General features: G+C 70.2%; 16 protein-coding genes and 1 pseudogene. 7 read left to right on the top strand and 10 right to left on the bottom strand.

Translation table 11 applies throughout. The annotated features are described in order from the left end of the window. Window positions 1-75 precede the first annotated feature (75 nt). The 6 genes from ACYVLT_RS08225 to ACYVLT_RS08250 form a co-directional block, all read right to left on the bottom strand. Window positions 76-591, bottom strand: coding sequence for a YbaB/EbfC family nucleoid-associated protein (locus tag ACYVLT_RS08225; protein ID WP_461119520.1), 516 nt, complete (start codon window positions 589-591; stop codon window positions 76-78). Further along, window positions 588-1,505 carry a hypothetical protein gene (locus ACYVLT_RS08230; RefSeq protein ID WP_461119521.1) on the bottom strand — a complete coding sequence of 306 codons (918 nt, stop codon included), beginning with the start codon at window positions 1,503-1,505 and terminating at the stop codon, window positions 588-590. The genes ACYVLT_RS08225 and ACYVLT_RS08230 overlap by 4 nt, the downstream gene beginning before the upstream one ends. Before the next feature lies 1 nt (window position 1,506). Next, entirely contained in the window at window positions 1,507-1,815 is a 309-nt protein-coding gene (locus ACYVLT_RS08235) for a hypothetical protein (protein WP_461119522.1), read from the bottom strand. A gap of 105 nt (window positions 1,816-1,920) precedes the next feature. Further along, window positions 1,921-2,166: an acyl carrier protein gene (locus ACYVLT_RS08240; RefSeq protein WP_461119523.1), complete on the bottom strand. Its 246-nt coding sequence runs from the start codon at window positions 2,164-2,166 to the stop codon at window positions 1,921-1,923. Beyond that, on the bottom strand, window positions 2,159-3,835 hold the full coding sequence (locus ACYVLT_RS08245; protein ID WP_461119524.1) for a fatty acyl-AMP ligase: 1,677 nt from the start codon (window positions 3,833-3,835) through the stop codon (window positions 2,159-2,161). The genes ACYVLT_RS08240 and ACYVLT_RS08245 overlap by 8 nt, the downstream gene beginning before the upstream one ends. Continuing rightward, complete coding sequence (locus ACYVLT_RS08250; protein WP_461119525.1) at window positions 3,832-4,890, bottom strand: SDR family oxidoreductase; 1,059 nt, start codon at window positions 4,888-4,890, stop codon at window positions 3,832-3,834. The genes ACYVLT_RS08245 and ACYVLT_RS08250 overlap by 4 nt, the downstream gene beginning before the upstream one ends. A 162-nt stretch (window positions 4,891-5,052) precedes the next feature. Here ACYVLT_RS08250 and ACYVLT_RS08255 point away from each other — a divergent pair, with 162 nt between their 5' ends. Next, the gene (locus ACYVLT_RS08255; RefSeq protein WP_360459265.1) at window positions 5,053-5,529 is read left to right on the top strand and encodes an EF-hand domain-containing protein; all 477 of its coding nucleotides are present in this window, start codon (window positions 5,053-5,055) and stop codon (window positions 5,527-5,529) included. A gap of 641 nt (window positions 5,530-6,170) precedes the next feature. Here ACYVLT_RS08255 and ACYVLT_RS08260 read toward each other — a convergent pair. Continuing rightward, window positions 6,171-7,223 (bottom strand): DUF6042 family protein, encoded by a 1,053-nt coding sequence (locus ACYVLT_RS08260; protein WP_461119526.1) that lies wholly within the window; start codon window positions 7,221-7,223, stop codon window positions 6,171-6,173. Between the two features lie 66 nt (window positions 7,224-7,289). Here ACYVLT_RS08260 and ACYVLT_RS08265 point away from each other — a divergent pair. Beyond that, window positions 7,290-7,427, top strand: a pseudogene (locus tag ACYVLT_RS08265) (IS701 family transposase); the annotation flags it as partial. Window positions 7,428-7,579: 152 nt separating this feature from the next. Here ACYVLT_RS08265 and ACYVLT_RS08270 read toward each other — a convergent pair. From ACYVLT_RS08270 to ACYVLT_RS08280, 3 genes are all read right to left on the bottom strand, one after another. Beyond that, complete coding sequence (locus ACYVLT_RS08270; RefSeq protein WP_461119527.1) at window positions 7,580-8,011, bottom strand: hypothetical protein; 432 nt, start codon at window positions 8,009-8,011, stop codon at window positions 7,580-7,582. Between the two features lie 149 nt (window positions 8,012-8,160). Then, on the bottom strand, window positions 8,161-10,890 hold the full coding sequence (locus tag ACYVLT_RS08275) for an Hsp70 family protein (protein WP_461119573.1): 2,730 nt from the start codon (window positions 10,888-10,890) through the stop codon (window positions 8,161-8,163). A 162-nt stretch (window positions 10,891-11,052) separates the two neighbouring features. Beyond that, on the bottom strand, window positions 11,053-12,411 hold the full coding sequence (locus ACYVLT_RS08280) for a sensor histidine kinase (protein ID WP_461119528.1): 1,359 nt from the start codon (window positions 12,409-12,411) through the stop codon (window positions 11,053-11,055). Window positions 12,412-12,825: 414 nt separating this feature from the next. Between ACYVLT_RS08280 and ACYVLT_RS08285 the strand changes: the two genes are divergently transcribed. From ACYVLT_RS08285 to ACYVLT_RS08305, 5 genes are all read left to right on the top strand, one after another. Further along, a complete protein-coding gene (locus ACYVLT_RS08285; RefSeq protein ID WP_461119529.1) occupies window positions 12,826-13,965 on the top strand; it encodes a trypsin-like serine peptidase in 1,140 nt (379 codons plus the stop codon). 96 nt (window positions 13,966-14,061) lie between these two features. Next, window positions 14,062-14,922 (top strand): calcium-binding protein, encoded by an 861-nt coding sequence (locus ACYVLT_RS08290; RefSeq protein ID WP_461119530.1) that lies wholly within the window; start codon window positions 14,062-14,064, stop codon window positions 14,920-14,922. A gap of 78 nt (window positions 14,923-15,000) precedes the next feature. After that, on the top strand, window positions 15,001-17,928 hold the full coding sequence (locus ACYVLT_RS08295) for a BTAD domain-containing putative transcriptional regulator (RefSeq protein ID WP_461119531.1): 2,928 nt from the start codon (window positions 15,001-15,003) through the stop codon (window positions 17,926-17,928). 271 nt (window positions 17,929-18,199) lie between these two features. Next, window positions 18,200-24,766 carry a golvesin C-terminal-like domain-containing protein gene (locus tag ACYVLT_RS08300; protein ID WP_461119532.1) on the top strand — a complete coding sequence of 2,189 codons (6,567 nt, stop codon included), beginning with the start codon at window positions 18,200-18,202 and terminating at the stop codon, window positions 24,764-24,766. Next, the gene (locus tag ACYVLT_RS08305) at window positions 24,763-25,233 is read left to right on the top strand and encodes a hypothetical protein (RefSeq protein ID WP_461119533.1); all 471 of its coding nucleotides are present in this window, start codon (window positions 24,763-24,765) and stop codon (window positions 25,231-25,233) included. The genes ACYVLT_RS08300 and ACYVLT_RS08305 overlap by 4 nt, the downstream gene beginning before the upstream one ends. Window positions 25,234-25,238 lie beyond the last annotated feature (5 nt).

Genomic DNA, 25,238 nt, shown 5'->3' on the forward strand with positions numbered 1-25,238 from the left:
TGGCGAGTCGGGTGATCGTCACGCGACGTACGTCGGGCAGGGCTTCACCCGTGGACGCTGGACGGCGGTTGATCGCTACCAGCTCTCGTCACGCAGCACGGCCCGCGGTTCGTCGTCGTCATCGTCCCGGCTCGCCGGCTTGGGGCGGGACGGTGCGGGTCGGGACGACGCGGGACGGGGCGGTGCCGAGCCGGAAGGCGTCGGCGGGGGCGCAGGCGGTGGGGGCGCAGGCGGTGGGGGCGGCAGGAGCGGGATGTCGCGGAGTACCCCCTCCACACGCAGCTGCTCGTGCAGGCGGTGGGTTTCGGAGCGGATCTGCGCGGCTGCCCGTTGCGCGGTGTCGAGCACGAGTCGGGCGATGTCGCCTCTGGCGGTCGGGGAAATGCGAAGGTCGATGAGCATGCCGCCGGAGTCGACGGTGGCCTGCACGGCGTTGTCCGGCGATGTCGCCGTGGCGGTGGTGCTCTTCATCCGCGACTGGGCTTGCAGCAGGGCTTCGTTGCGGCGCTTCATGCGGCTCAGGCGCTCGCCGGTGGCCTCTTGCAGCGCTGCCGCCCTGGCGTTGATCGTCTCCGGGTCGAAGTCCGTCATCGGCCCTTGCCCACGCCCGCGCCCGCCTTGCCGGTGCCGTCGTCCGGTACGAGAGGGCCGGTGTCGACCTTCTCGTTGATCTCCTCGTCCTGCGCGGGACCGAGGTTGAACTCGCGCGGGTCGAAGTTCGCCCGGGTCGCGATGGTGGGCGGCTCGGGGTTGACGTCCGGGAGGTGCGGTTTGTTCAGCAACTCGTCGAGGATGTTCCGCAAACCCTGTTCGAGCCCCGCGAGTTGTTCCTCGTAGAGGCTGCGTAGGCCTTCCAGCCCGTCCGCGAGGCGTTGCATGACGTCGATCTCGCTCTCGCCGCCGTCAGCGAGTTCGATGATCACGCTGCCGATGCCGGACAGGAAGCCGAGGGCGGCGCCCAAGAGACCGCCGCCGCCAACGGCGCCGCCCAGGGTGCTCGACAACACGCTGACCACCGCGCTGCCGACCTTCCAGCCCTGCATCTCCTCGTCCGCCTCCGCGGCGGCGAGACCTCCGTCGGCCTGCTGCACGAGGTCGAGCAGGTCCGATCGCACGGCGAGGAGCAGCGCGTGGTAGCCCTTCATCACGATGGCGACGGCTTCCAGCGCCTCACCCTGCCGCAGGACGGCGGCGTGCATGTTGTTGAGGTAGGCCTCGAAGTTGTCCGCGGCTGAGCCGTGCCAGTCGGCGATGTCGGTCGCGGCGCTGCCCAGCGACTGCGGGGCGTGCGATCCGACCTGCACGGAGGCGTCCTCGAACGACTGGCGCATCAAGTCGGCCGCCTCGTCCTCACCGGCGGTGAACGGCAGGAAGCCGTCGTGCACGCGGTGGGTCAACGGCGTGACCGCGCCCCACGTGGCCGTGGTCGTGATCTCGGCGAAGTACCCGGCGAAGATCATCACGCGGTCGTTCCACGTCGCGTTGGCCGGGATGAGCCTGCCCACGTCACACCTGCCCGTCGGCGTAGCGGTAGCGCTCCACGATCTCCAGCACGGCCTGCCGGGCGAGGTCGAGGTTGTCGCGGTTGTCCTTGATGTCGCGGAAGACCTGGTCGAAGACCTCCACCCAGGCCGTCGCCACACCGTTCAGCACGTCCGTCCCGCCCGTGCCGGATGCGAAGGCGCTGAGCGACGTCGGGAGCGTGCCGCCCACGTAGCCGCCGGTTACCTCCAGGTCGGTGATGGCCATCGGCAGCTTGTCGGTGGCCACCTGCCGCAGTTCGTCCACCTCGACGGAAAACCCGTCCGCGTTCATGTCAGCCCCCCATTTCGGCTTGTCGGCCAACGTAACCGAGTGGCCGCAGTGGTACCGGGGAACAGGGCAAGTCGACGTCGATTCACCCACTTGACCGACTACGGCTCACGTCCGGTCGATCTGGCCCCCGAGGTGCGTCACGATCGCGTCGATCGTGGGGAAGTCCCACGCCAGCGTGGGTTCGACGAGGATCCCCCAGCGTTCTTCGACGTCGACGCACAGCCCCATGGCGTGCACGGAGTCGAAGCCGAGCGAACGCAGTGCCACGTCGGTGCCGACCTGCGCCGGCGGCAGGCCCAGGTATCCGGCCACGGCGTCGACGAGCCACGCTCGCAACAACTCGTCAGACATGGTTTTCCTCCGAGGGGGCGACGACGGTGGCGACCGCAGGGGACAGCGCGCTGTGCAGCGCCGATAGCCCACCGTCGAGGAACAGCTCACGCATGTGCCCCCGGCGAACCTTGCCGCTCGTGGTGTGGCGGATCGAGTTCGACCGGACGACCACGACGCTCACGAACACGCCGAACTGCTTGGTCACGGCGTCGAGCACGGCATCGGCGAACCGGCCGGGGTCTCCCCGCGAGGCGCGGCGCATCTCCTGCACCAGCACGACGTGTTCCACCGAATCCGCATCCCGCACGCCGAAGGCCGCGCCCCTGCCCGCGTCCGGGTGCGCCTCCCGCGCCGCGTGCTCGATGTCGTGCGGATACAGGTTCCGGCCGCGGACGATGATGAGTTCCTTGAGCCGCCCGGTCACGTACAGCTGGCCGTCGAGGAGGAAGCCCAGGTCACCGGTCCGCAGCCACCGACCGTCCAGGCCGGTGACGAACGTGGCGCTCGTCGCGGCGGGATCGCCGTGGTAGCCCGCCGCCAGGCTGGGACCGGCGACCCGGATCTCGCCGGTGGTGCCGTCGCCCACCTCGACGCCCGCGGCGTCGACGATGCGCACCTCCATGCCACCCGGCTCGCCGCACCCGACCAGCGGCACACCACCGTCGTCCGACGTGAGCACGACCTCGCCGGCCGCCAACGACGCCGGGGTGAACGAGCGGACGGTCGGTCCGCGACCACGCGACGTGCAGGTGACGACCAAAGTGGACTCCGCGAGCCCGTACCCGGGGTTCAGCGCGGTGCGCCGGAACCCGACGGACGCGAACCTGTCGGCGAACGCGTCCAGTGTGGCGATGCGGATCGGCTCGGCTCCGCTGACCGCCATCGTCAGGCACGACAGGTCGAGTCCGTCAAGTGCCTCATCACCGATCCGGCGGGTCGCCCACGCGTAGCCGAAGTCCGGGGCCACGGTCCAGTCCACCCGGTGGTCGCTGATCGCGCGCAGCCAGCGGATCGGACGGGCGACCACCGCCTCCGGCGAGAGCAGGACCAGGTCGGCTTCCGCGTGCAGGGCCTGCAACTGGAGTCCGACAAGTCCCATGTCGTGGTGGTGCGGCAGCCAACCACCGATCCGCCGGACGGGCACGTCGCCGCTGATCTTCCCGAACAGCTCCAGGTTGTGCGTCAGGCCGCCGTGGGTGACCTCGACACCACGCGGACGGCTGGTCGACCCGGAGGTGTACTGGAGGTAGGCGACGGTGTCGGCACCCACCTCCGGCGGCTCCCAGGAGTCGGGGTCGTCGGTCTCGTCGAAGGCCCGCGCCGACAGACCACCCAGCACGGCCACGTGCGCCTCGTCGGTGAGCACCAGGCGCGCACCCGAGTCCTCGACCAGGCGGTCCACCCGGTCGACCCGCGAGGACCCCGACAGGGGCAGCGGCGCGGGCACCGCCACGGCACGCGCGTAGAGGCAGCCGAGGAACGCAACGAGGAAGTCCAGCCCGGCCGGGTAGAGCAGCAGCACCGGTCGGCCCGCCATTCCGGACCCGGTCAGCCAGGACGCCACGGCCCTGGCCCTCCGGTCGAGTTCGAGGTGGGTCAGTTCCGCCGCCGGACGCCCGTCGGCGAGGTAGGTGACCGTGCGGTCGGCGCGTGGGTGCGCGCGGAAGCGGGAGACGAAGTCCGTCATGCGGGGAGTCCCTCGCGGACGTACCAGGAGATGAGGAGGTCGAGGACCCGAGGTGTGACCGGTGGCGGCTCGGCGTCCGCGCTGGACTCGAACTCGTACTCGTAGCGCAGGTAAGGGGAGGTGAACTTGCACCGCATGTTGACGATCGCCTCGAACCTGCTGAACGGCTCGGCCGCGACGTCGTCGGCGGTGACGGCGACCAGCTCGACGGGCAGGTGCGCGGAGATCGCGGAGAACAGGTCGGTCACCGGCACCGCGACCGAGGGCACGAGGTGCCGCACCGGCCGGTCCAGCGGACCGCTCGCCAGCGCCAGCATCCGGTCCACGGTGCCGTCGACCGGTGTCAGGTGCAGCGCCGCCCTCGGGTGGCAGACGAAGCGGACGCGTTCACCGGGGGTGCGCCTCGCGAACAGCGCGATGACCCGCAGGAAGTCGTACATGCCGAGGTCGGTCAACGCCCGACCGGTTTCGGAGTGGCCGACCATGACACCCAGCCGAGTGACCAGCACGTCACCCTTCTGTGCTAATCCGGTCTGCGAAAGTGCGACTTCCGCCGCCCTTTTGGAGTGCTCGTAGTCATTTCTGAACTCAGACGGATGACTATATTCAGGCCATTGCTCGGGTGCTCTACCCTGAGTGGTCCCGTGTTGGTAGGCCGTGCTGACGTGGACGTACCGGGAACCGGGTTTCGCGTGCCTGGCGAACGCGGCCGCCGTGTTGGCCGAGCCGACCACGTTGACGGAGTGCAACTCGGCCTCACGACGCGGGAAGAACGTGATGAGAGCGGCGCTGTGCCAATACGTGCACGGTTCGACGAACACCTCCGACGCCGGGATCCCCAGCCCGGGTTCTGCCAGTGAGAACGCCCTGACCTGGACTTCCTCCGCCAAGGCGGGGTTCAGGTGCAGCGTGGCCAGGGCATCGGATACCTTTCTCCTGACGACTTCCCCGCTGGCGCGCGCCAAAGCGACCACGGTGTCACCGCGCGCCACGAGCGCACCGATGAGATGGGAAGCCACAAACCCGTTCGCCCCATCTACCACGTGGTTGGCCATCAAGCAACCTTGGTCCGGTCGCATCGCCGAGTAGCGTTCACGTCGTCAGCGTAACGCCCCTCGAAGAAAGGGCCGCTCCCGATGCTCAACGAACTGCTCCGGCGGAAAATCGCACACCTCTTCGCCCTGCTGGACGTGGATGACGACGGCACCATTGACAGGATGGACTACACGGCTTCGGCCGACCGCCTCGTCACCGCGTTCGGGTACGCGCCGGGCTCGTCCGAGAGCGAACTCGTCCGGGAGCGCTACAACAGGCTGTGGGAGGCGGTCACGCTCCCGATGGACACCGACGGGGACGATCGCGTCGACGTCGACGAGTACTCCTCGGGCATGGACCGGTTCGTCACCACGTCCGACGAGGGGTACCGGACCCACATCGCACCGGTCGCCGACGCCTTCTACGACCTGATGGACGTCGACGGCGACGGCCGGATCACCAGGACCGAGTACGTGCGCATGGCGGCCAGCGCCTTCCGCCTGTCCGAGGAGGCGGGGAGCGCCGCGTTCGACCAGCTCGACCTGAACGGCAACGGGTGGCTCGACCGCGACGAACTGCACGCCGCCAACGAGCAGTTCTTCCGCAGCCCGGAGGAGGACGCCAAGGGGAACTGGATCTTCGGCCCGATCGCGGCCTGACCGGCGCGTCGACGCCACCCGGACAGCCGAGGCCTTTCGGGTGGCGATGGCGTTCTCGCCCGAGTTTCCCGGACCTGTTCCCGAAGGTATCCGTCTCGCCGGGGCCGTTCGACACCGGCGCACCCGGGTACCTGACCGAAACCGACATCCTGGTTGACGGAGGAACGAACGCCGGTCTGGACCTCAAAGGATGATCGCCATGGCACGTGGCATCTGACGCCGGCCCAACCGCCGCCGAGCGACGGAGAAGCCCGCCTGGCCGGTCGAGCGGCCCGCCGATCCGGTCACCGGCGTAGCGGGAAATCCACAGGTAGGGTCCTGCGTCTGAACAGGTCGAGCGGTGGTTCGGTCTGCTCACCGGCAGACCACTACGCCGCGCCGCACAAATCCCCGCGCGTCCTGGAGAACGACATCCGCGACTGGATCAAGGCATGGAACGAGGACCCCGACCGCGACACCGACCACCGCCCCGCGCCCCAGAACGCCATCAGCGACAGGGACGTCGCAGAAGGCGGTGCTGCCCACTGACAAACCGTTGCGCCACACCATCCACCCGAATCGACCAGCCACATCCGCAGTCTCGCCGCCCGACTCACCGGAGACCACCTGACCAGCGCACAACGATCTTCCTCGATGCGTGGTTACAGCGTCATGGTGAACGTTGCGTCGAGGGAACCCGCGACGTGCAGGAGGTTCTGACGCTCGGCCCACTCGAGAGTGGCGCGGACGTCGACCTCGGGAACGAGTGTGCGGTCGGCGAGCCCGCCAAGTGTTTGTGTCGAGCCGTTCCACAAGGCGACGGACACCAGGTCCGTGGCGTAGTCGCGGAACCGGTCGTGGTCGCGCTGCCTGACGATCCGATCCCGGTGCGTTTCGGACATGTCGATCACGTCCTCCGGATTCGGTGCCACGGCCGGCTTCCGGTAGCTGCCGCCATCCTCGACCAGTGCCCCGACGGCGACGAACACGTCCAGCGTATCGATCAGCGTGTCCGGCTCCCGAATGCCGAGTTGCCTGGCGAAATCCGATGGGTGCAGCAGGACCGGGACCCGGTCCCGCACCGACCAGTCCAGCCAGTGCCCCTGCTTGCGCCGGACGAACCACTGCCGCAGCGACTCGATCGTCGCACCCCCTGGCTCCTTCTGCGTGTCCTCCACGGCCCGGAGCAGCGCTGTGAACTCGGTGCTGAACAGGTTGTCCCACCCGGGTTCGGCGGGCGGCACGGCGGTTTCGCGCCGTTTCCACCACCGTGGTGGGGCCGGTTCGGCGGGCCAGAAGCGAAGCAGCCAGCGATCAGCCCGCGCACCCTCGGCGATACGTCGCCGGGTCACCCGCACGCGATAGGCACCCGCACCGGAGAGCGCGAAGGTGGCCCCACTGAACCCGCCGGTCACGTAGCCGAGACCCACCTTGCCGGACGGGCTCCGATACGGGATCTCCACGACATCCGCCCAATCGGCGGTGTCGTCCTCCGGCGCCGAGTCGTGCACCTCCAGACGCACCACGTCCGGGCCAGGACCCGCCGAGCCCTCCAACCAGCCGTCGCCGGTGCGCACGATCGTGCCGCACGGCTGCACCTTCGGATTGTTCTGGCCGAACGGGCCCCGCCGCTCGTACGGACCGTCATCACGCACGATGAGCGTGCCGGACTCCGGCCGGTAGCCGTCGTCCTCGAACGTCCCCAAGATCGCCATGACGTCAACCTAACAGCGACACCGGACTCACTCGGGCGATCCACCCTCCGACGTCTCGATGCGATGGGGTGGCGCATCGAGCACGACTACCGCGAACTCAAGGACGACCACTTCGAGGGCCGCTCCTGGCTCGGCCGGCACCGCCACGCCACGCTGGCCTCGGTCGCCCAGGCCGTCTGCACGAAACCGCGCCGCACCCCAAAGCGCCTGCGCAGGACTGACGCTCTACGCCGTCCTGCGCCACCTGCAACACTTGCTCGCGGTCTGGACAGGCCGCTGCCACACCTGCCGACAACCTGTCCAGGCCACGAGCAGTCCAACAAGACCCCAGCTCGACAGCACCTGGCGAAGTCCTACTAGTAGTCCAGTTCGAAGTCGTGGTGGTCGTCGGGGTCGACCGTGGCGGCGAGCTTGTTCCCCCGCTTCAGGCTGGAGTCGTACCTGGTGTCGTGCTCGATCACGAACTCGGGCACGTCCGGGCCCTTGATCAGGAGCCGGACGCGGACCGTGGCGTCCTCGCTGATCGGCTCCACGGACAGGACCACGGCGGTCGCGGGCAGACCCACCTCGTCCAGGCGCAGCAGCCGCCGCTTGGCGCGCGCGACACCGCGCCACACGGCGATGCCGAACGGCAGCAGGACCGCGGTGAGCACGATGCCGACGGTGCCGCCGTCGTTGGCCGCGTGGACGATCGGTCCGGTGAGCATCAACGCCACGGCGAAGAGGTGCAGGACCACGTTGTTGGCCCGGTTGGCCCCGCGTACTTCGACGAACCCGCCCTCCGCCATTCCGGCATCTTAAGCGGGTCGTGGAATGCCGAGGGCCGGGTTGGCGCGTGTGCGGCCGGACGGCGGACGGGGGTGCAGTGCTGCATCACGCAACCTTGGCCGGGGTGATCGGTCCAAGTGGGGCATACCCATGCGCTCACCGGGCCGCATCAGGTCGGCAACGCCTCCAGGTCGCGCACCTGCGGGAAGTCGCCCAGTCGACGGATGGCTTCGATCTGCTCGCCGATGCTGTGGCGGTCGATCGGACGCTGTCGCCAGAACGCCACGAGCGCTTTCACCAGGTCGGCGACGACCGGCGCGCGGTGGCGTTCGGGCGACAGCGCCAACGCCTTGCACACCCCGATCGTGAGGTCTCGGGCTTCGTGCGCCTCGTCGATGCCGTAGACCATGACCTGGTAGAACAACCGCATCGCGGTGTCGGGGCGTCCGGACCGGATGGCCAGCCCGCCCTTCGCGATGCGGACGTCGTTCTGCTCCACGAGCAGGGCGGCACGTGTCCCGTGCACGTCGGTGTCCGTCGGCCGCAGAACATGGTCGTCGGTCGTCACACCGTCGTGCTGCAGCTTCATCGTGGGGAGGACGAGGTCGACGTCCGCTGCGCGAGGCGTGCTGGAGCCATCGCGGTAGAGCTGGTTGAGCTGGAACGAGCGCCACACGCTGTTGGTGCGGTCGTGCACGCCGAGGATGGCCATGCTGTTCGCGTCGAAGTCGATGAACAACTCCAGGACGACCTCCGCACCGGGCGAGGTGAACCGGACGACGCCGATCTCCAGGTCGTCGTCGGGTACCTCGGCTGTCTCCACAACGCTGATCTCCACGTGTTCACCGGCCCCGGTGAACACGTAGGTCTCCGACCGGAGGCTCGGGAAGAACGTGAGCCGCTGCGTGATGGTTTCCGTGTGGTCGGGCGCGTCGGCCGACTTGTGGAACGCCGAGCCGTCGTCGGTCAGCCGGGCGCGGAAGCCGATGCCCCGCTGTGTCACGTCGAGCAGCAGGAGGTCCGTGGCACGGCCGGTCAGCACGTTCGCGTAGGTGGCGAGGCCGCGCACCACGGCCAGCTCCTGGAACTGGTCCACGACCTCCGCGCGCGGGGCCAGCACCCGGATCCTCTCCGCGACGGTGAAGATCTTCGCGCCCTGCCCGCTGAGCAGCACGGCGTCCACGTCCGCAGGCGGGACCTCGGCGCCGTCGAGCGCTGACCGCACAACCCTCGTGACCTGATCGTCCAGGTAGGAGACCGCGAGGCGCACGGCGTCGCGGGTCACGACGACCTCGACGTCCTGGAGACCGTCGTCGGTTTCCAGGTCGCGCAGGACCACGCGGGCCTTGTCGTGGGTCGTGAGGGCGCGTTTCGCCCGTTCGGCCTCGCGCCGCAGCTCGGACACCACCTGCTCACCGAGGATCAGGCCGCTGTGCCGCAAGACCAGCTCGCGGCGGACGTGACCGAGGATCGCCTCGTCGTAGTCCAGACCGCCCAGCTCGTTGCTGCCGGCCACCGACTTGATCTCGGCGACCCCGTCGCCCAGCTGCGCCACAGCCACGTCGAACGTGCCGCCGCCCAGGTCAACCACCAGGACCAGCGCCTCCCGCAGGTCCGGCCTGGCGGCGTAGAGCAGGGTGGTGGCGATGTTGGGCTCGCCGACCATGCGGTCCACCCGGATCCCGGCGAGCTGGAACGCGCGCAGCAGCGCGTTGGTCTGCCGGATCCCGAAGTTGGCGGGGTAGCTCGCGATGCACCGCCGAACCGGCACACCCAGCGCTTCCTCCGCCGACGCCTTGAGACTGCCGATCACCAGTGACGCCACCGCCTCCGGTGCGACGCTGCGGTCGCCGACGGGGACGAGCTTCCCGGTCCCGAGGTGCCGCTTGACGTGCCGGACGGTCCGGTCGACGGCGTAGGACTCCATCTCGATCGCGCCCGTGCCCACCCGGTAGTCCAGGTCCGGTGTGAACGACACGACCGACGGCACCAGTACCCGGTGGTCACCTCCCTTGACCAGCCGCACCTCGCCGCTCTCGTCGGTGAACGCGATCGCCGAGTAGCTGGTGCCGAAGTCCACCGCGACCAGCGGGTCGTCGGCGACGGCGGGCGCCTGCGGGCGTCGGGGGCGGAGCTCCGCGCCGAACGTGGTCTCCAACCGCCACGAATCGCGGATCCAGGGCTCGACGATCTCCAGGTCCCGCACCGGTAGCGGCTCGACACGCGTGTGCGCGTGCTGGACGGGCTTGCCCGTGCGGTGGCTCAGGTTCGGCACGGCGACCCGCAGGTAGTCGTCCAGGTCCTGCACGGTCACGCAGCGCCCGGCCTCGCTCAGGCCCTCGGTGAGGGCGGCGGTGAACACCCCGCCGCCCAGTTCGTCCGCCTCGTAGGACACCGCACCCGGCGCACATGAGCAGAACGACACCATCCCGGGCGGGCACAGGTCCTCGACGTGCGCCAACGTCGACTCCGCGGCCTTGCCGCCGGCGATCGAGGAGCGGCACGCGTCCAGGTAGAGCACGGTGTGCCGCGCGCCGCTCTCCTTGATGAGCCTGAGCAGCAGTTCGAACCGCAGCGACGTCTCCTCCATCGCCTCGGCGATCGAGTCCACCACCATCAGGTAGTCGGACCCGTCAGCCCACGAGTGGTAGCCGTGACCGCTGAAGAAGAAGTGCAGGGTGTCGATCGGTTCCGGGCGGGTCGCCAGCGAAGCCAGGGTGCGCAGCACGTTGGAGCGGGTCGGGAGCGCACGTGGACTGGACTGCCCACGCCGTCGTGCAACACCAGCATGTCGCGGTGCGCGACTCCGGCGACGGACGTGAGGGTGCCCGCGAACCGCGCGGCGTCCTCGTGGGCGTACTTCAGATCCGCGACCCGCGGGTCGTCGTAACGCGAACAGCCGATCGCCACCCCAACGTGCACCATGCGTACAAGGTCACTTCCGTGCGGTCAGGCGTTACCGGGGCCCGCGACGTGCCGGGTGCTTCTCACGACCAGGCTACTCAGTGCATCGCGCGAGCTACCGCCAGATCCTGTCGTGGCGCACCCGGCGGGGGACTGCTCACCGCAGGGGAAGGGTGGCGGTGAGGCGTGCGCCGCCGGTGGGGTGGTCGGTGACGTGGAGGCTGCCGCCGTGGGTGGTGGCGATGCGGCGGGCGATGGGCAGGCCGAGTCCGGTGCCGCCGGTGTCGCGGGTGCGGGCGTCGTCGAGGCGGGCGAAGCGGTCGAATACGCGTTCGCGGTGTTCGCGCGGGATGCCGGGGCCGTCGTCGAGGACGTCCAGCACCGCGTGGTCGCCGGCGGTGGTGAGCCGGACGGTGACGGCGGTGGTGGCGTGGCGTTCGGCGTTGTCGAGCAGGTTGCCCAGCAGTCGGCGCAGCAGTGCCCGGCTACCGCGCACGGGCACCGGATCGTCGGTCGCGTCGATGGTGAGGGCGTGCCGGGTGCGGCGGTGCTCGAACTCCTCGCGGACCAGGGCGGTGAGATCGACGGTGTCGTGGTCGACCCCGACGGCCGGGTTGTCGTCGAGGCGGGAGAGCAGGAGCAGGTCGGTGGCCAGGTGTTGCAGGCGGTCGGTGTCGGCCAGCGCGGCGTCGACCACGGCCGGCCAGTCGGCGAGGTCGGGGTGGGCGGTGGCGATCTCCAGCTCCGCCCGCAACGCGGTGATCGGGCTGCGCAGCTCGTGCGAGGCATCGGCGACGAACCGCCGGTTCTGCACCACCGCGGTCTCCAACCGGTCGAGGGTGGTGTTGAGCGTGGTCGCCAGGACCGCGATCTCCCGGTAGGTGCGCGGCACCGCAACCCGGCGGGTGAGGTCGTGTTCGGTGATGTCGGCGACCTCCTGCCGGATCGCCTCCACCGGCCGCAGCACCCGCCCGGTGGCGATCCACACGATTCCGCCGAAAAGAGCGATCAACAGCACCGCGCCGTAGGCCAGCAGCACGATCTGCTCGTTGAGGGCCTGCTGGGCGTTCGACAACCGGACCCGCTGCTCGGGCGACAGCAGGCGTTCGGCGTCGAATCCGGCCAGGATCCGCTCGTCATCGGTGATGAGCCGGTAGGTGACCCGCTGCGGATCGGTCCACGGCCACAACGACAACTGCGGGGTCAGCGCGATCTCGTGCGGCGTTGTGGCGGATGCGACCCGGCCCGTCGACTCCTCCGCCGTCAGCGGGGTGTCGACCCGCTCGACGCGTTCGACGCAGTAGTGGGGTCTGCCTGCCTGGACCGCCTCGGTGCGGTCGAAGCCGAGATCCCGTTGCGTCGCCTCGGTGACCGGGCTGCACAGGAGGCGGGAACTCAGCGCCACGGTGTCGGGCCACATCGCCTCGTCCCGCACGAACACCGCGGCGAAGGCCGCGACCACGACAACCGGGGCGGCTATCCCCGCGGTGACCGCGATCGTGACCGACAGCCGCAACGAATGGTGTCGAGGACGGCGCCACATCACTTCGCACTCCCGTCGTGGTTGACCAGTCGGTAGCCGGTGCGCCGGACGGTGCGCTCCCCGGCTGGCTGTGACGTGGTGTCCCGGCGTGCCGCCGCCTGCGGCCGCGTGGCGAAGACTATGCCCCAGCCACGCGGCGACGTCCCTGAAATCCGGTTCAGCCGACTTCAGCGTCCCTTCAGGGTGCTCCGATCAGGGTGCCGGCCGCCGAGCCCGCCCGGATGGTGACCGGCCGCAACCGGAACCGCTGGTTCGCGGGGCTGTCGACAGCCCTGGTGGCCCAGGCCGCGGCAACCCGACGGCAGCCTTCCGCCAACCCCGCGGCAACCACGCGGTCCTCTGCTGTGTCCCACGGCCCGGACCACCGGGCCAGAGAGGTGGGACACGATGAGAAGGGAACACCTGCCGGCCCTGGCGATCGGGGTGCTGCTGCTCGCGGCACTGGCCCCGGTCGTGACGGCGTCGGCGGCCAAGGCGGAGGACCCGTGTGCGGACCGCCCGGCGACCGAGTTGGACCGGCGCGGCGACTGGCGTTGCGTCGGGCTGGCCAAGTACACCGACCCCAGCGCCCAGCCGAAGGTCGCCGCGCTCACCGACGACGACGCCAGACGGCTCGACACCACCCGGCCGACGACCTGGGAGCTCGGCGTCGCGATCTCCCCGGACGGCCGGCTCTACCGGCAGACCGCGCTGTCACCGACCGGCCCGCAGGAGGTCCGCCCGCACAACCCGACGCCACCCGACCAGGACCCGGAGGGCGAGCCGAAGCCGGGGACCACGAGCACCGCCGACGGCGGGTTCGGCACCCGGACGATCGTCGGCCCCGACAACCGGGTGCTGCGCCCGGTGACCACGGGCTACCCGTGGCGGACGATCAGCTCGATCCTGGCCCCCGGTGCGAGCACCTCGAACTGCTCGGGTTCGCTGATCGGACCGCGGCACCTCCTCACCGCCGGTCACTGCATCCACCAGGGCGGCGGCGGGGCGGGCGCGGGCTGGTACCCCAACCGCAAGGTGGCGCCCGGCCAGGACGGGATCGGCGTCTTCCCGAACGGCCTCAAGAACAGCCACTGGTACTTCAGCGTGAGCGGGTGGTACGACTGGGCCGACCCGGCCTACGACTACGCGATGATCGTGCTCCAGGACCTCAACTCCACCGCGAACCTCGGCTGGCTGGGGTGGCGCTCCAGCGGGCACACGGGTGACCACTGGACCGCCGGCTACCCGGGCTCGTCCTACCAGTGCGCCGCCTCGCCCTCGGCCGACGGCCAGTGCGACAACTACCAGTACGGCGGCGACGGCACGGCGCAGCTCGTGCTGGCCAGGCAGATCAAGACCACCGTCGACGCCCAGAACGGCCAGAGCGGGTCGCCGGTCTACAAGTACAACAGCGGTGACCGGCGGGTGATCGGGGTCCTCGCCTACCACGGCAACTGGGCCACCAGGGTGACCCCGGCCCGGTCGAACAACTTCTGCGACTGGATCCACGCCTTCCCGAGCGCGTTCAACAACCACCCCTGCGAGTAGGAACCCGGTTGCCGAGGGCCTTCGCGGGTCCTCGGCAACCCGACGGCAACCGTCCCCGGATACCAAGAGCGCACACGTGAAGAGACAGGAGAGATCATGCGCACGATGGTGAACGCGGCGGTGGTTGCCGTGCTGTGCGTCGCACCGGCGCCCGTGGTGACGGCCGAGGAGGGCGACCCGGCGGTGGGGTCGCTCCAGGTGGTCGGCTCGGTCCTGGAGTTCAGGGCGTCCGACGGGGTCGCCAACGACGTGGAGACCTGGCGGTCGAACGCCACCCACATGGACGTCGTCGACATCGGCCCGCTCGACGCCCAGGGGCCGGGGTGCGTGCCCAGCCCCGATGAGTACTTCCCGGACAAGGTCACCTGCGACCTCTCCGGGGTGACCTCTGTCCGGCTGGACCTGGGTGACCTGGACGACCGGCTGCTGGTGCGGGACCCGATGTCGGCGCTGGTGACGGGTGGTGGCGGCGATGACGTGCTGTGGGCCGGGTCGGGAGACGACACCCTCAAGGGCGGGCCCGGCGCCGACTTCCTCGACGGCGGACCGGGGAACGACCTGCTGCTGGGCGGCACGGGCGCCGACCGGATGGCCGGCGGCCCCGGCGTGGACACGGTCAGCTACGCCGACCACCTCGTGACCGTGAACGCCGACGCCGACGGCCAGGCCGAGGACGACGGGCAGACCGGCGAGGGCGACACGATCGCCACCGACGTGGAGAACATCGCCGGCGGCTCGGCCGCGGACTTCCTCGGTGGCAACAGCGCGGCGAACGACCTCGTCGGCGGCGGCGGCGACGACCTGCTGCTCGGGTACGCCGGGGTCGACCGCCTGCACGGTGGTTCCGGCTTCGACCTCCTGGACGGCGGCACCGGACCGTCCGGCGCCGTCGAGTCCGACCTCTGCGACCCCGGTCCGCAGGGTGCCCGGCTCGTCGGCTGCGAGCGGACCCGCTGAGGAGTTCGGCATCGGCGGTATCAGCCGCGGGCGTGCGGCCTCCTCCTCCCGAGGACCTCGGAGGGGGCGCCCGCGGACATGTTCCCCGACACGCTCGACATCCGACTGCTCGGCCCGGTGGAGGTCATCGGGCCGGGCGGTCCGGTGGCGCTGGGCAAGCCGCGGCAACGGACCCTGCTCGGCCTGCTGGCGCTGCGCGCCCGGCACGTGGTGTCCCGTTCGGCGCTGATCGACGCGCTGTGGGACGAGCAGCCACCCGGTTCGGCAGTCAAGACGCTCAACGCGCACGTCGCCCACCTGCGCCGGGCGCTGGGCACCGCGGGGCTGGGGTCGTTGATCGGCACCCGGTCACCGGGCTACCTGCTCGACGTTCCGGTCGAGCACGTCGACGTGCACCGCTTCGACACGTTGCTCCGGTCGGGCCGCACGGCGTCGTCCGCGGAGGAGGCGGCCCAGGCGTTGCGCGCCGCGTTGGACCTGTGGCGGGGTGACGTGCTCGCAGGCTGTGCGGTGGGTGAGTGGGCGCGGGCCGAGGTGGCGCGGCTGCGCGAGGCCCGGCAGTACGCCGTGGAGGAGCTGTGCGGTGCCGAACTCGCGTTGGGCGGGCACGCCAGGGTGGCCGTCGAGCTGGAGCCGCTGGTCTCGCGGTACCCGTTGCGGGAACGGCTGTGGGAGCTGCTGATGTTGGCCCTGTACCGGGGCGGACGGCAGGCCGACGCGCTGGCCGCGTACCACCGGGCGCGCACCACCCTGCTGACCGAGCTGGGGGTGGAGCCGGGACCGGCGTTGCGCCGGCTCGAAGCCGCCATCCTGGCGGGTCGGGAACCGCGGACGCCGTGGGAGCGGACGCGCCACGCCCTCGTTCCCGCGTCCGTTCCCGCGCCGTTGACCAGTCTGATCGGCCGGGACAAGGACGTGGCGGAGCTGACCAGCCTGGTCGCCGAGCGCCGGCTGGTGACGCTCACCGGTGTCGGTGGCTGCGGCAAGACCCGGTTGGCGATCGCGGTCGCCGCCTCGGTCGCCCACGGTTTCGTCGACCTCACGGCGGTGTCGGAACCGGGGCTGGTGCCGCGGGCGGTCTGTGACGCGTTGGGCGTGCGGGGCGACCCCGACGTGACTGTGCTGGCGGAGCGGCTGCGTGACCGGGAACTGCTGCTGGTGCTGGACAACTGCGAGCACTTGGTGGACGCGTGCGCCGGGTTGGTCGAAGGGCTGTTGCGGTCCTGCCCGCGGTTGCGCGTGCTTGCCACCAGCCGGGAGTCGCTGGCGGTGGTCGGTGAGGTGGTGTGGCCGGTGGCGCCGCTGCCGGTGCCGACCCGTGCCGCGGTGACGTTGGCCGAGGCGCGTGACTTCGACGCGGTACGGTTGTTCCTGGACCGGGCTGCGTTGCCCGCCGTGCGGGAGCTGACCGACGCCGACGCGCCCGCGTTGGCCGCGATCTGCCTCGGGTTGGACGGGCTGCCGCTGGCGCTGGAGCTGGCCGCGGCCCGGACGGCGGTGCTCACCGTGCGCGAGATCGCCGATCGGCTCCGGGATCCGGCGCTGCTGCGGGCGCACCGGCACCCGGACCGGCCGCACCACCGGGCGTTGGACGACACGTTGGCGTGGAGCTACGACCTGCTCGATCCGGCGGGCCGGTCACGGTTCCGGAGGCTGGCCGTGTTCGCGGGCGGGTTCGACCGGGCCGCGGTGGAGGCGGTGTGGCCGGAGACGGCCGGGCGTGCGGTCGACGTGCTGTCCGACCTGGTGGCCAAGTCGCTGGTGATGGTGGACCGGCGGCGTGGTCGCGCGCGGTACCGGTTGCCGGCGACGATCCGTCATCACGCCTGGGAAAGGCTGGCGGGGGAGGCTTCCGAGGAAGCCGAGACCCGGCGCAGGCACGCCGACCACTACCTGACCCTGGCGGTCGAGGCCGACCGGCAGTCGCGCGGACCGGATTCCGCCGTGTGGCTGGACCGCCTCACGGTCGACGACGACAACCTGCGGGCCGCGTCGGGGCACCTCGCCGGTACGCCGGGTGAGCTGCGGATGGCTCTGGCGCTGGCCCGGTACCGCCGGTTGCGCGGGCGGTACCGGGAGGGGCGGAGTTCGTTGCTGGAGGCGCTTCGGCGGTGTCCGGACGCGCCGGCGGGGGAGCGGGCCCGGGCGTTGTCGTCGGTGGCGTTCCTGAGCTACTTCGAGGGTTCTTACGGTGTGGCGGCCGACTTCGCTCGTCGTGCCCTGTCCGCCCACGGCGAGTTGGCGGATCGGCAGGGGATGGCGCAGTGCCGGCGGTTGTTGGGCTCGATCGCGTGCGAGCGCGGTGAGTATCGCGCGGCCATGGCCTGGTACGCCGAGGCTCTGGCGACCTACGAGTCGGCGGACGACGAGTCGGGGCGCACGGACGTCGTCCAGATGACCGGGTTCGCTTCGTGGCTCGCCGGTGATCTCGTGGGGGCGAAACCCCTGCTGGAGAGGGCGTTGCGTGACTACGGGGCGTTGGGTGATGCCGAGAACGTGTCGTCCACGCGGGTGCACCTGGCGGCGGTGTCGCTGTACTCGGGCGACCTGACGCGGGCGCGGGTGTTGGCGGGACAGGCGTTGAGCCACTTCGTCGAGCTGGACTTCCGCGAGGGGATCGCCTGGACGCACAACATCCTGGGCCTGATCGCGTTGCGGGAGGGCGGTGACGCGGTGCCCGCGCTGCGGGCCGGGCTGCGGGTGCACCACGAGGTGGGGGACCGGTGGCGGCAGGCGAGCGTGCTGGAGGCACTGGCGGCGGCGCACGTCGATCGACCGGTGCACGCGTACCGCTTGCTGTGGCTGGCCACCACGATCCGGGAGGAGCTGGGAGTGCCGGTGCCCGCGCAGGAGCGGGCTTGGCTCCAGCAGACCCAGGAGACGCTGTCCCGGCGGCTCTCGTCGGCCGAGCGGTACGCCGTCAGCCAGGAGACGGGCCTCTCCGTGGCGGACGTGCTCGCCGAGCCTGCCGGTTCGGACGGACTGGATCGTTCCTTCCAGCGATGAACTGCTGGTAGGCATGCACTTCTGCCTCCCCGCGTGGAATGCGCACGTGAGCGCCGGCTCTACGCGGAGTAGGTCCACGACGGTCGTCTCGTCACCTGGAAAGCCCATCACCGACCACGTCCGCTGTGCTTGAATGCTCGCGAGGCCGCCTTGGTGGGGATCATGAGGCCTCGTTGTTCGCAGGGGTGGAACGCAGGTGCTCACGTCGGCGGCGTTCTTCGGGGGCCGCCGATGGGTGGAGCGTGCCTGCGCACGGCGCGGGGGGAAACGCGTGAACAAGGGGAAAGCACGTCTGTTCTGGTCTGCCGCTTCGCTGCTCGCGCTGGTGGCGGCCGGGTTGTCACCGGTGCCGGCACCGGCCGCGAGGGCCGCCGAAGCCACACCCAGGGTGGCCGCGCCACCGTCACCGAGGTGCACCCAGGTGGCCGTGGCGGCGGAGGCGCCCGAATCGTCCGCCCAGGCGCCGGAGAGCAGGCCGATCCAGGCGGATCAGCCGTCCGCTGCCTACGCGGCACCGGACACGCCGCGGCGGATGATCCCGGGCGACGAACACCCGGTGCGGGTGACCGTCCGCAACACCACGCAGTCACCGCTGGTGGCGGGCAGGCACGTGCTGTCCTACCACTGGACCCTGCCCAACGGCGGCGACGCCACGGCGGGGAACCGGCTGGACACGGCGTTGCCGGCGAACGTGGCGCCGGGCGCGGAGGTCACCCTCGACGCACGCGTGAAGTCCCCGGAGCTGGCCGACATCGGCAACGACCGCGAGCAGTTCACGCTGCGGTGGGACGTCTACGACAACACCACCCGCAGGTGGCTGTCCGAGACGGCGGGCGTGCCCACGCTCGACCTCGACGTGCGCGTGGAGGAGCCGACTTCCGACCAGCTCGGGCTGGAGCACTTCTACTCCTACGCCAGCCTGCCCACCGGCGCGGGCGGAGACCTGTCGGTCAACCAGTTCTCCGGCAACGCCGTGTGGAACTACGACGTGCTGACCAACCCCAGCCGCGGCCTGGCGAGCTTCAGCCGGCTGTCCTACAACTCCTCGGACACCTCGAACTCCTACGCCGGCCCCGGGTGGTCGGTCACCGCGTCGACCCTGAACAGGCTGGGCACACCGCTGGAGTTCGGCGGCCTCCTGCCGGGGCTGCTCGGTTGGCCGACCACGGTGAGCCTGGTCGACGGCGACGGCACCGGGCACGTGTTCGAGCTGAACAAGCACGACAGCGCCGACAGCCGGAACTGGACCTACGACGCGCCGGCCGGCGTGCACCTGTACCTGCGGTACCTCCCGGGTGGCGGTGACGAGCGGCGCTGGGTGTTCACCACGCCGGAGCGCACGGAGTTCTTCTTCGACGCGCAGGGCTACCACACGGCGACGGTGGACAAGAGCGGCAACACCATGTCGTTCACCTACGAGCGGGCGTTGCTGGGCAACCGCAACACCGGTGTGCTCAAGCACGTCACCGACGCCACCGGGCGCCGCACGCTGACGCTGGACTACTACCAGCGCGGCGACGCGTTCTCGTACATCCTGGGCGGCAGGAAGCTGACCGGGACGAACCTGGACAACCTGTTCATCATCGACAAGCTCAAGTCCGTCACCGACGTGTCCGGTCGGGTGGTGGCGTTGACCTACACCGACAAGGGGCACCTGGGCGAGGTCGTGGACGGGCTGGGCAACCCCGACGCCAAGCCCTTCACGTTCTTCTACGACGAGGCCAACGCCAAGCTGCTGTCCGTGGTGGACCCGAACGGCGGCACCACCAGGGTGGACTACTTCACCGGCGCCGGTGAAGCGCTGCGCAAGTGGAACGTCCGGACCGTCACGGACCGGGGCCAGGCCACGACCGGCTTCGACTACGTCGACCCGGACGGCGACCGGGGCTCGAAGGTCGACTCCGCCCTGGTGGACGGCAACGGCCACACCACCCGCACCCTGCTCGACGGCTACGGGCGGGCCGAGCGCATCACCAACGCCAAGGACGAGACCACCCACCTGCACTGGGACGCCGACAACAACGTCATCCGCCTGGTCGAGCACAACGGCGCCACGCAGAGCTGGTCCTACGACCAGAACACCGGCTTCCCGCTGGAGATCCGCGACGCGGAGGCGAACCGGACGAACGGCCCGGCCACCCGCCTGGGCTACCGCACCGAACTCGGCGGGCACGTGGCCGACCTGACCGAGAAGGTCACCCCCGAAGGTCGCAAGTGGACGTTCACGTACGACGACAAGGGCAACCTGCTCGCCGTCACCGACCCGAAGGGCAACGCGACCCCGGACGGGGACGACTACACGTCGCGCTACTCCTACGACGGCTTCGGCCACCTGATCGAGCAGACCGACGCCAACGGCAACACCACCAAGTACGGTGACTACGACGCCAACGGCTACCCGCGGCTGATCACCGACCCCCTCAACTGCACCACGGCCTACCGCTACGACGACGTCGGCAACGTCACCTCCATCACCGACGCACGCGGCAAGACCGGCAGCTACACCTACGACATCTTCAAGCGCCCGCTCGACACGCGCGAGCCGAAGGACCAGGCGGCCGGGGCCTACATCGTCACGCCGGGACCGCGGTACGACCGCAACGACAACGTGGTGACCAGCACCGCGGCGAACGGCGCCGTCACCCGTGCCGTCTACGACGCGATGGACCGGCAGGTCGGCGTCTACGCGCCCAAGGACGACCCGAGTGGTCCGGAGAAGCTGACCACGTTCGCCTACGACGCGGTCGGCAACCTGCTCAAGCAGACCGAACCCAAGGGGATGCTGACGCCGCAGGACCCGGACGACTTCACCTACACGTTCACCTACGACGAGCTCGACCGGACCATCCGGGCCGTCGACGTCAACGGCAACGTGATCAGCGCGGAGTACGACGCCGTCGGCAACCTCGTCAAGGAGGTCGACGCGCGCAAGAACAAGTCGCCCGACCCCGACGACTTCACCACCAGGTACGTCTTCGACGCCAACCACCAGGTGCTGGAGACCGTCGACGCGGACGGCCACTCGGCGAAGACGCGGTACGACCGCGACGGCAACGTCGTGGCGAGCACCGACGAGCAGGGCAACGAGACGCTCATCGAGCTGGACGAGCGCGGCATGCAGCGGGAGGTCCGCTCGCCGCACAGCTCCGACGGCGGCACGATCCGGTACTTCACCACCCGGTACGAGTACGACCAGGTCGGCAACCTGACCCGCACGACCAACCCGCGCGGGGTGGACACCCCGGACCAGGCCGACGACTTCGTCGCCGAGACCGTCTACGACGAGCTCAACCGGGTGCGCGAGGAGATCCTGCCCTACGACCCGGACGACGCGGAGCACAAGACGCCGGTCGGCACGATCAAGACCTACGACGAGGTCGGCGACCTGGTGGAGGTCAGCGCACCGCCGTCGCACGGCGAGTCGGTCCGCAACATCACCAGGCAGACGTACTACGACAACGGGTGGTTGCGCGCGTCCACCGACCCGTGGGACATCAAGACGACCTACGACTACACCGCCACCGGGCAGCAGTCCAACCGCACGGTGACCAGTGCGGGCGGCGGGGCGCAGCGCGTGGAGACGTGGGAGTACTTCCCCGACGGGAAGCTCAAGAAGCGCTCCGACGAAGGCGTGCCGGTGGGTCGCAACGTCGTCGTCGTGGACAACTCCAACGCGGCGCGGACCCACGTGACGGGGAACTGGCGCACCGAGGAGTCCGGCAGGGGTTTCCAAGGCGCCGCGTACCGCGCCACCGACGCCGACGACGCCGCGTTCGCCTGGAAGGCCGCGGTGCCCGCCGACGGCACGTACGACGTGCTGGTGCGCCACCCCGGCGGGACCGCCACGGACGCCGCGTACACCGTCGAGCACAACGGCGGCACGAGCACCGCGCGGGTCGACCAGACCCAGCGGGCCGGCGAGTGGACCAGCATCGGCAAGTACGCCATGTCGGCGGGGCAGTCCCGCACCATCACGCTGTCCGGCCGGGCCAACGGCACCGTGGCCGCCGACGCCGTCCAGCTGGTCCGCGACAACAGCGCCGACGCCGACAACGAGAAGAAGGTCTTCGAGCACCGGTACGACCCGAACGACAACCTCGTGGAGATGACCGACTCCACGCCGAACTCGCCGATCGACGCGTACCGCATCGCGTACAACGCGGTGAACCTGGCGGAGAAGGTCGAGGAGCTCAAGGGTGGCGCGGTCGAGCACACCACCGACTACCGCTACGACGAGAACGACAACCTGACGTTCGCCAAGTTCGACGGGAAGTCGGCGCTCTACGAGTACAACGCCCGCGACCTGGTCACCAAGGTCACCAACAAGAAGGACGACGGCGACCAGGGCAAGGTCAACTCCTTCGCCTACACCCCGCGCGGGCACGTCGAGCGGCACGTCAAGAGCAACGGCAACACCGTCGACTACACCTACTACCTCGACGGGCTGCTGCGCCGGCAGCTGGAGAAGAAGAAGGACGGCGGGCAGGTCGTCGTCGAGCACAACCTGGAATACGACTCCAACTCCAACAAGGTCCGCGACGACGGCAGGAAGCAGAACGCCGACGACCACGGCGCGACCATCAACGCCGACGCGACGTACACCTACGACCCGCGCGACCGGGTGCGGAAGGTGACGAAGAAGGGCGGCGGCGCGGGCGAGCGCACCGAGGAGTACAAGCACGACGACAACGGCAACGTCTGGGACCAGCGGGTCGGCGGCGCGCACACCGCGTTCGACTACGACCGCAACCGGCTGGTGTCGTCCACCACGGACGGGCAGCGGGCGAACTACGACTACGACGCGTTCGGTCGCCTGCACCAGGTGACCCAGTCCGGCGAGCAGCTGGAGAAGTACACCTACGACGGGTTCGACCGCAAGGTGGAGCACGTCAAGGAGGAGGGCTCCGGCCCGAAGACCACCAGGTACACCTACGACCCGCTGGACCGGCAGCAGACCAAGGTCGAGGGCGACAAGACCACGGCGTTGCACTACCTCGGCCTGTCCGACCAGGTCCTGACCGAGGACGAGAACGGCAAGCTCCGCAAGTCCTACCAGTACTCCAACGACGGCGAGCTGCTCGCGCAGGTCAAGTACGCCGACGACGGGAGCGAGGAGGACTCGGTCTACGGGTTCAACCCGCACTCCGACGTCGAGCAGGTCACCGACTCGCAAGGCGACACGAAGTCCACCTACGGCTACACCGCCTACGGCAAGGACGACGAGCAGGAGTTCTCCGGCGAGGACAAGCCCGACCAGGCGAACCCGGACAAGCCGGAGGAGAACTCCTACCGGTTCAACACGGCCCGGCACGACAAGAGCACCGACACCTACGACATGGGGTTCCGGGACTACTCGCCCGGCCTGAACCGGTTCCTGACGCTCGACCTCTACAACGGTGCGCTCGCCGACCTCGGCATGACCACCGACCCGTGGACCAACAACCGCTACGCCTTCGGCGCCGGCAACCCGCTGTCGCAGGTGGAGATCGACGGCCACGGCTGGCTCGACGACGCCGCCGACTGGGTGAAGGACAACGCCAAGGAGGTCGGGCACGCGGCGCTCGACGTCGTCGGCGTGATCCCCGTGGTCGGCGAGGCCGCGGACCTGGCGAACGCCGCCTGGTACGCCTCCGACGGCGACTACGCCAACGCCGCGTTGTCCGCGGCGGCCGCGGTGCCGTTCGCCGGGTGGGGCGCCACCGCGGTGAAGGCGGGCAAGTACGCGGTCAAGGGCGCCGAGGCGGCGCAGGGCGGCGCGAAGGCGGCGACCGCCGGGCAGAGCACGGCGAAGACGGCCGGCCAGGCGGCCGATGCCGGGGCGAACGGCGCGAAGGCGGCGCCCGCGCCGAAACCGGCGCCGAAAGCCGGCGGCGCGAGCGGTGGCAAACCCTCCGGTGGCGGGGGCGGCAAGGCCGGCGGCACGGCGTCGACGGGGAAGAAGGCCTCCGGCGGCGGCTCGGGCGGTGGCAAGGCGGCCAACGGCGGCGGCACCAGCGCCACGAAGAGCGCCGGCGGCAGCGGTGGCAGGTCGAAGTCCTCGACGTGCAACAGCTTCGCGCCGGGCGCGACCGTGGCGATGGCGGACGGGACCCGCAAGCCGATCGAGGACGTGCGCCTCGGCGACGAGGTGCTGGCCACCGACCCGGAGACCGGTGGCGCGGTCGTCAAGCCGGTGATCGCGCTGATCACCGGTCGGGGAACGAAGAACCTGGTCGAGATCACCGTCGACACGGACGGGCCCGGCAGCACCGCCACCGGCGCGGTGATCGCGACCGACAAGCACCCCTTCTGGGTGGACGACCAGGGCCGCTGGATCGACGCGCAGGACCTGCGGCCCGGTGACCAGGTGCTCAGCGACCGCGGCGGCCGGCTGTCGGTGGTGTCGACCAGGACGTGGACCGAGCGGAAGAAGGTCCACAACCTCACGGTCGCCGGCATCCACACCTACTACATCCACGCGGGTGACGTCCCGGTCCTGGTCCACAACTGCGCTCTGGACAACGCCGCGCCGGACCAACTGCACAAGGTGGCGACCGACGGGGGTTCGCCCAGGAAGTTGTCCCGCGCGGGGGAGTCGATCCAGAAGCACAGCGCCCCCAACCGCTCGCAGGCGCAGCGGGACAAGTACGACTTCGGCGCGACCACCAACGTCGACCGCAACTTCCTGGGGCAGACGTACGTCGAGGAGATCCTGACCGATCCCAGGGCGACGAGGAGGCTCAACCACAACGCGGCGGCGCACTACGGCGGGTCTACGTTGGACATCAAGATGGGCAACGGTGTCGGGGCCAGGTGGAGCATGCGTGGTGGCGGCATCACTTTCGAGGGGTTCCTGTGACAGGTCGGGTCGAGATCAGCGGCGGCTTCCGCCCGGAGGACTTCGAGGTGGACGGCTCGCTGCGCGACGTGTGCGTGCTGGACGCCGGCCTGCCGGTCTGGGAGCGCCTGGTGCGCGCGGTCGCGGCCTCGTCCTGGGAGCACCAGTTCGAGGTCAACGGTGAGCCGCGCCCGGTGGAGCGGTTCTCGGTGTCCGAGTACTTCGCCCTGGCGGAAGTGGAGGACATGTCCGCGCGGCTGGCCGTCCGGGTGGGGGAGATGTGGTTCGACTGCTTCTTCGTCGACGTGGCGGAGATCGAGTTCAGCTTCGACCCGGAGGAGATCGCCGGCGGCGAGCACTTCGGCTCGTTGGAGCGGTTCATGGTCTGGCTGGCGGGCGCGTGCGACCGGAAGGTGGTCATGACGATGGAGACCACCCGGCACGAGGACATACCCGTGTTGCTGGAGACGCGGGAAGCGGACGGTTGACACGG

It is taken from the genome of Saccharothrix stipae (genome assembly GCF_054781895.1).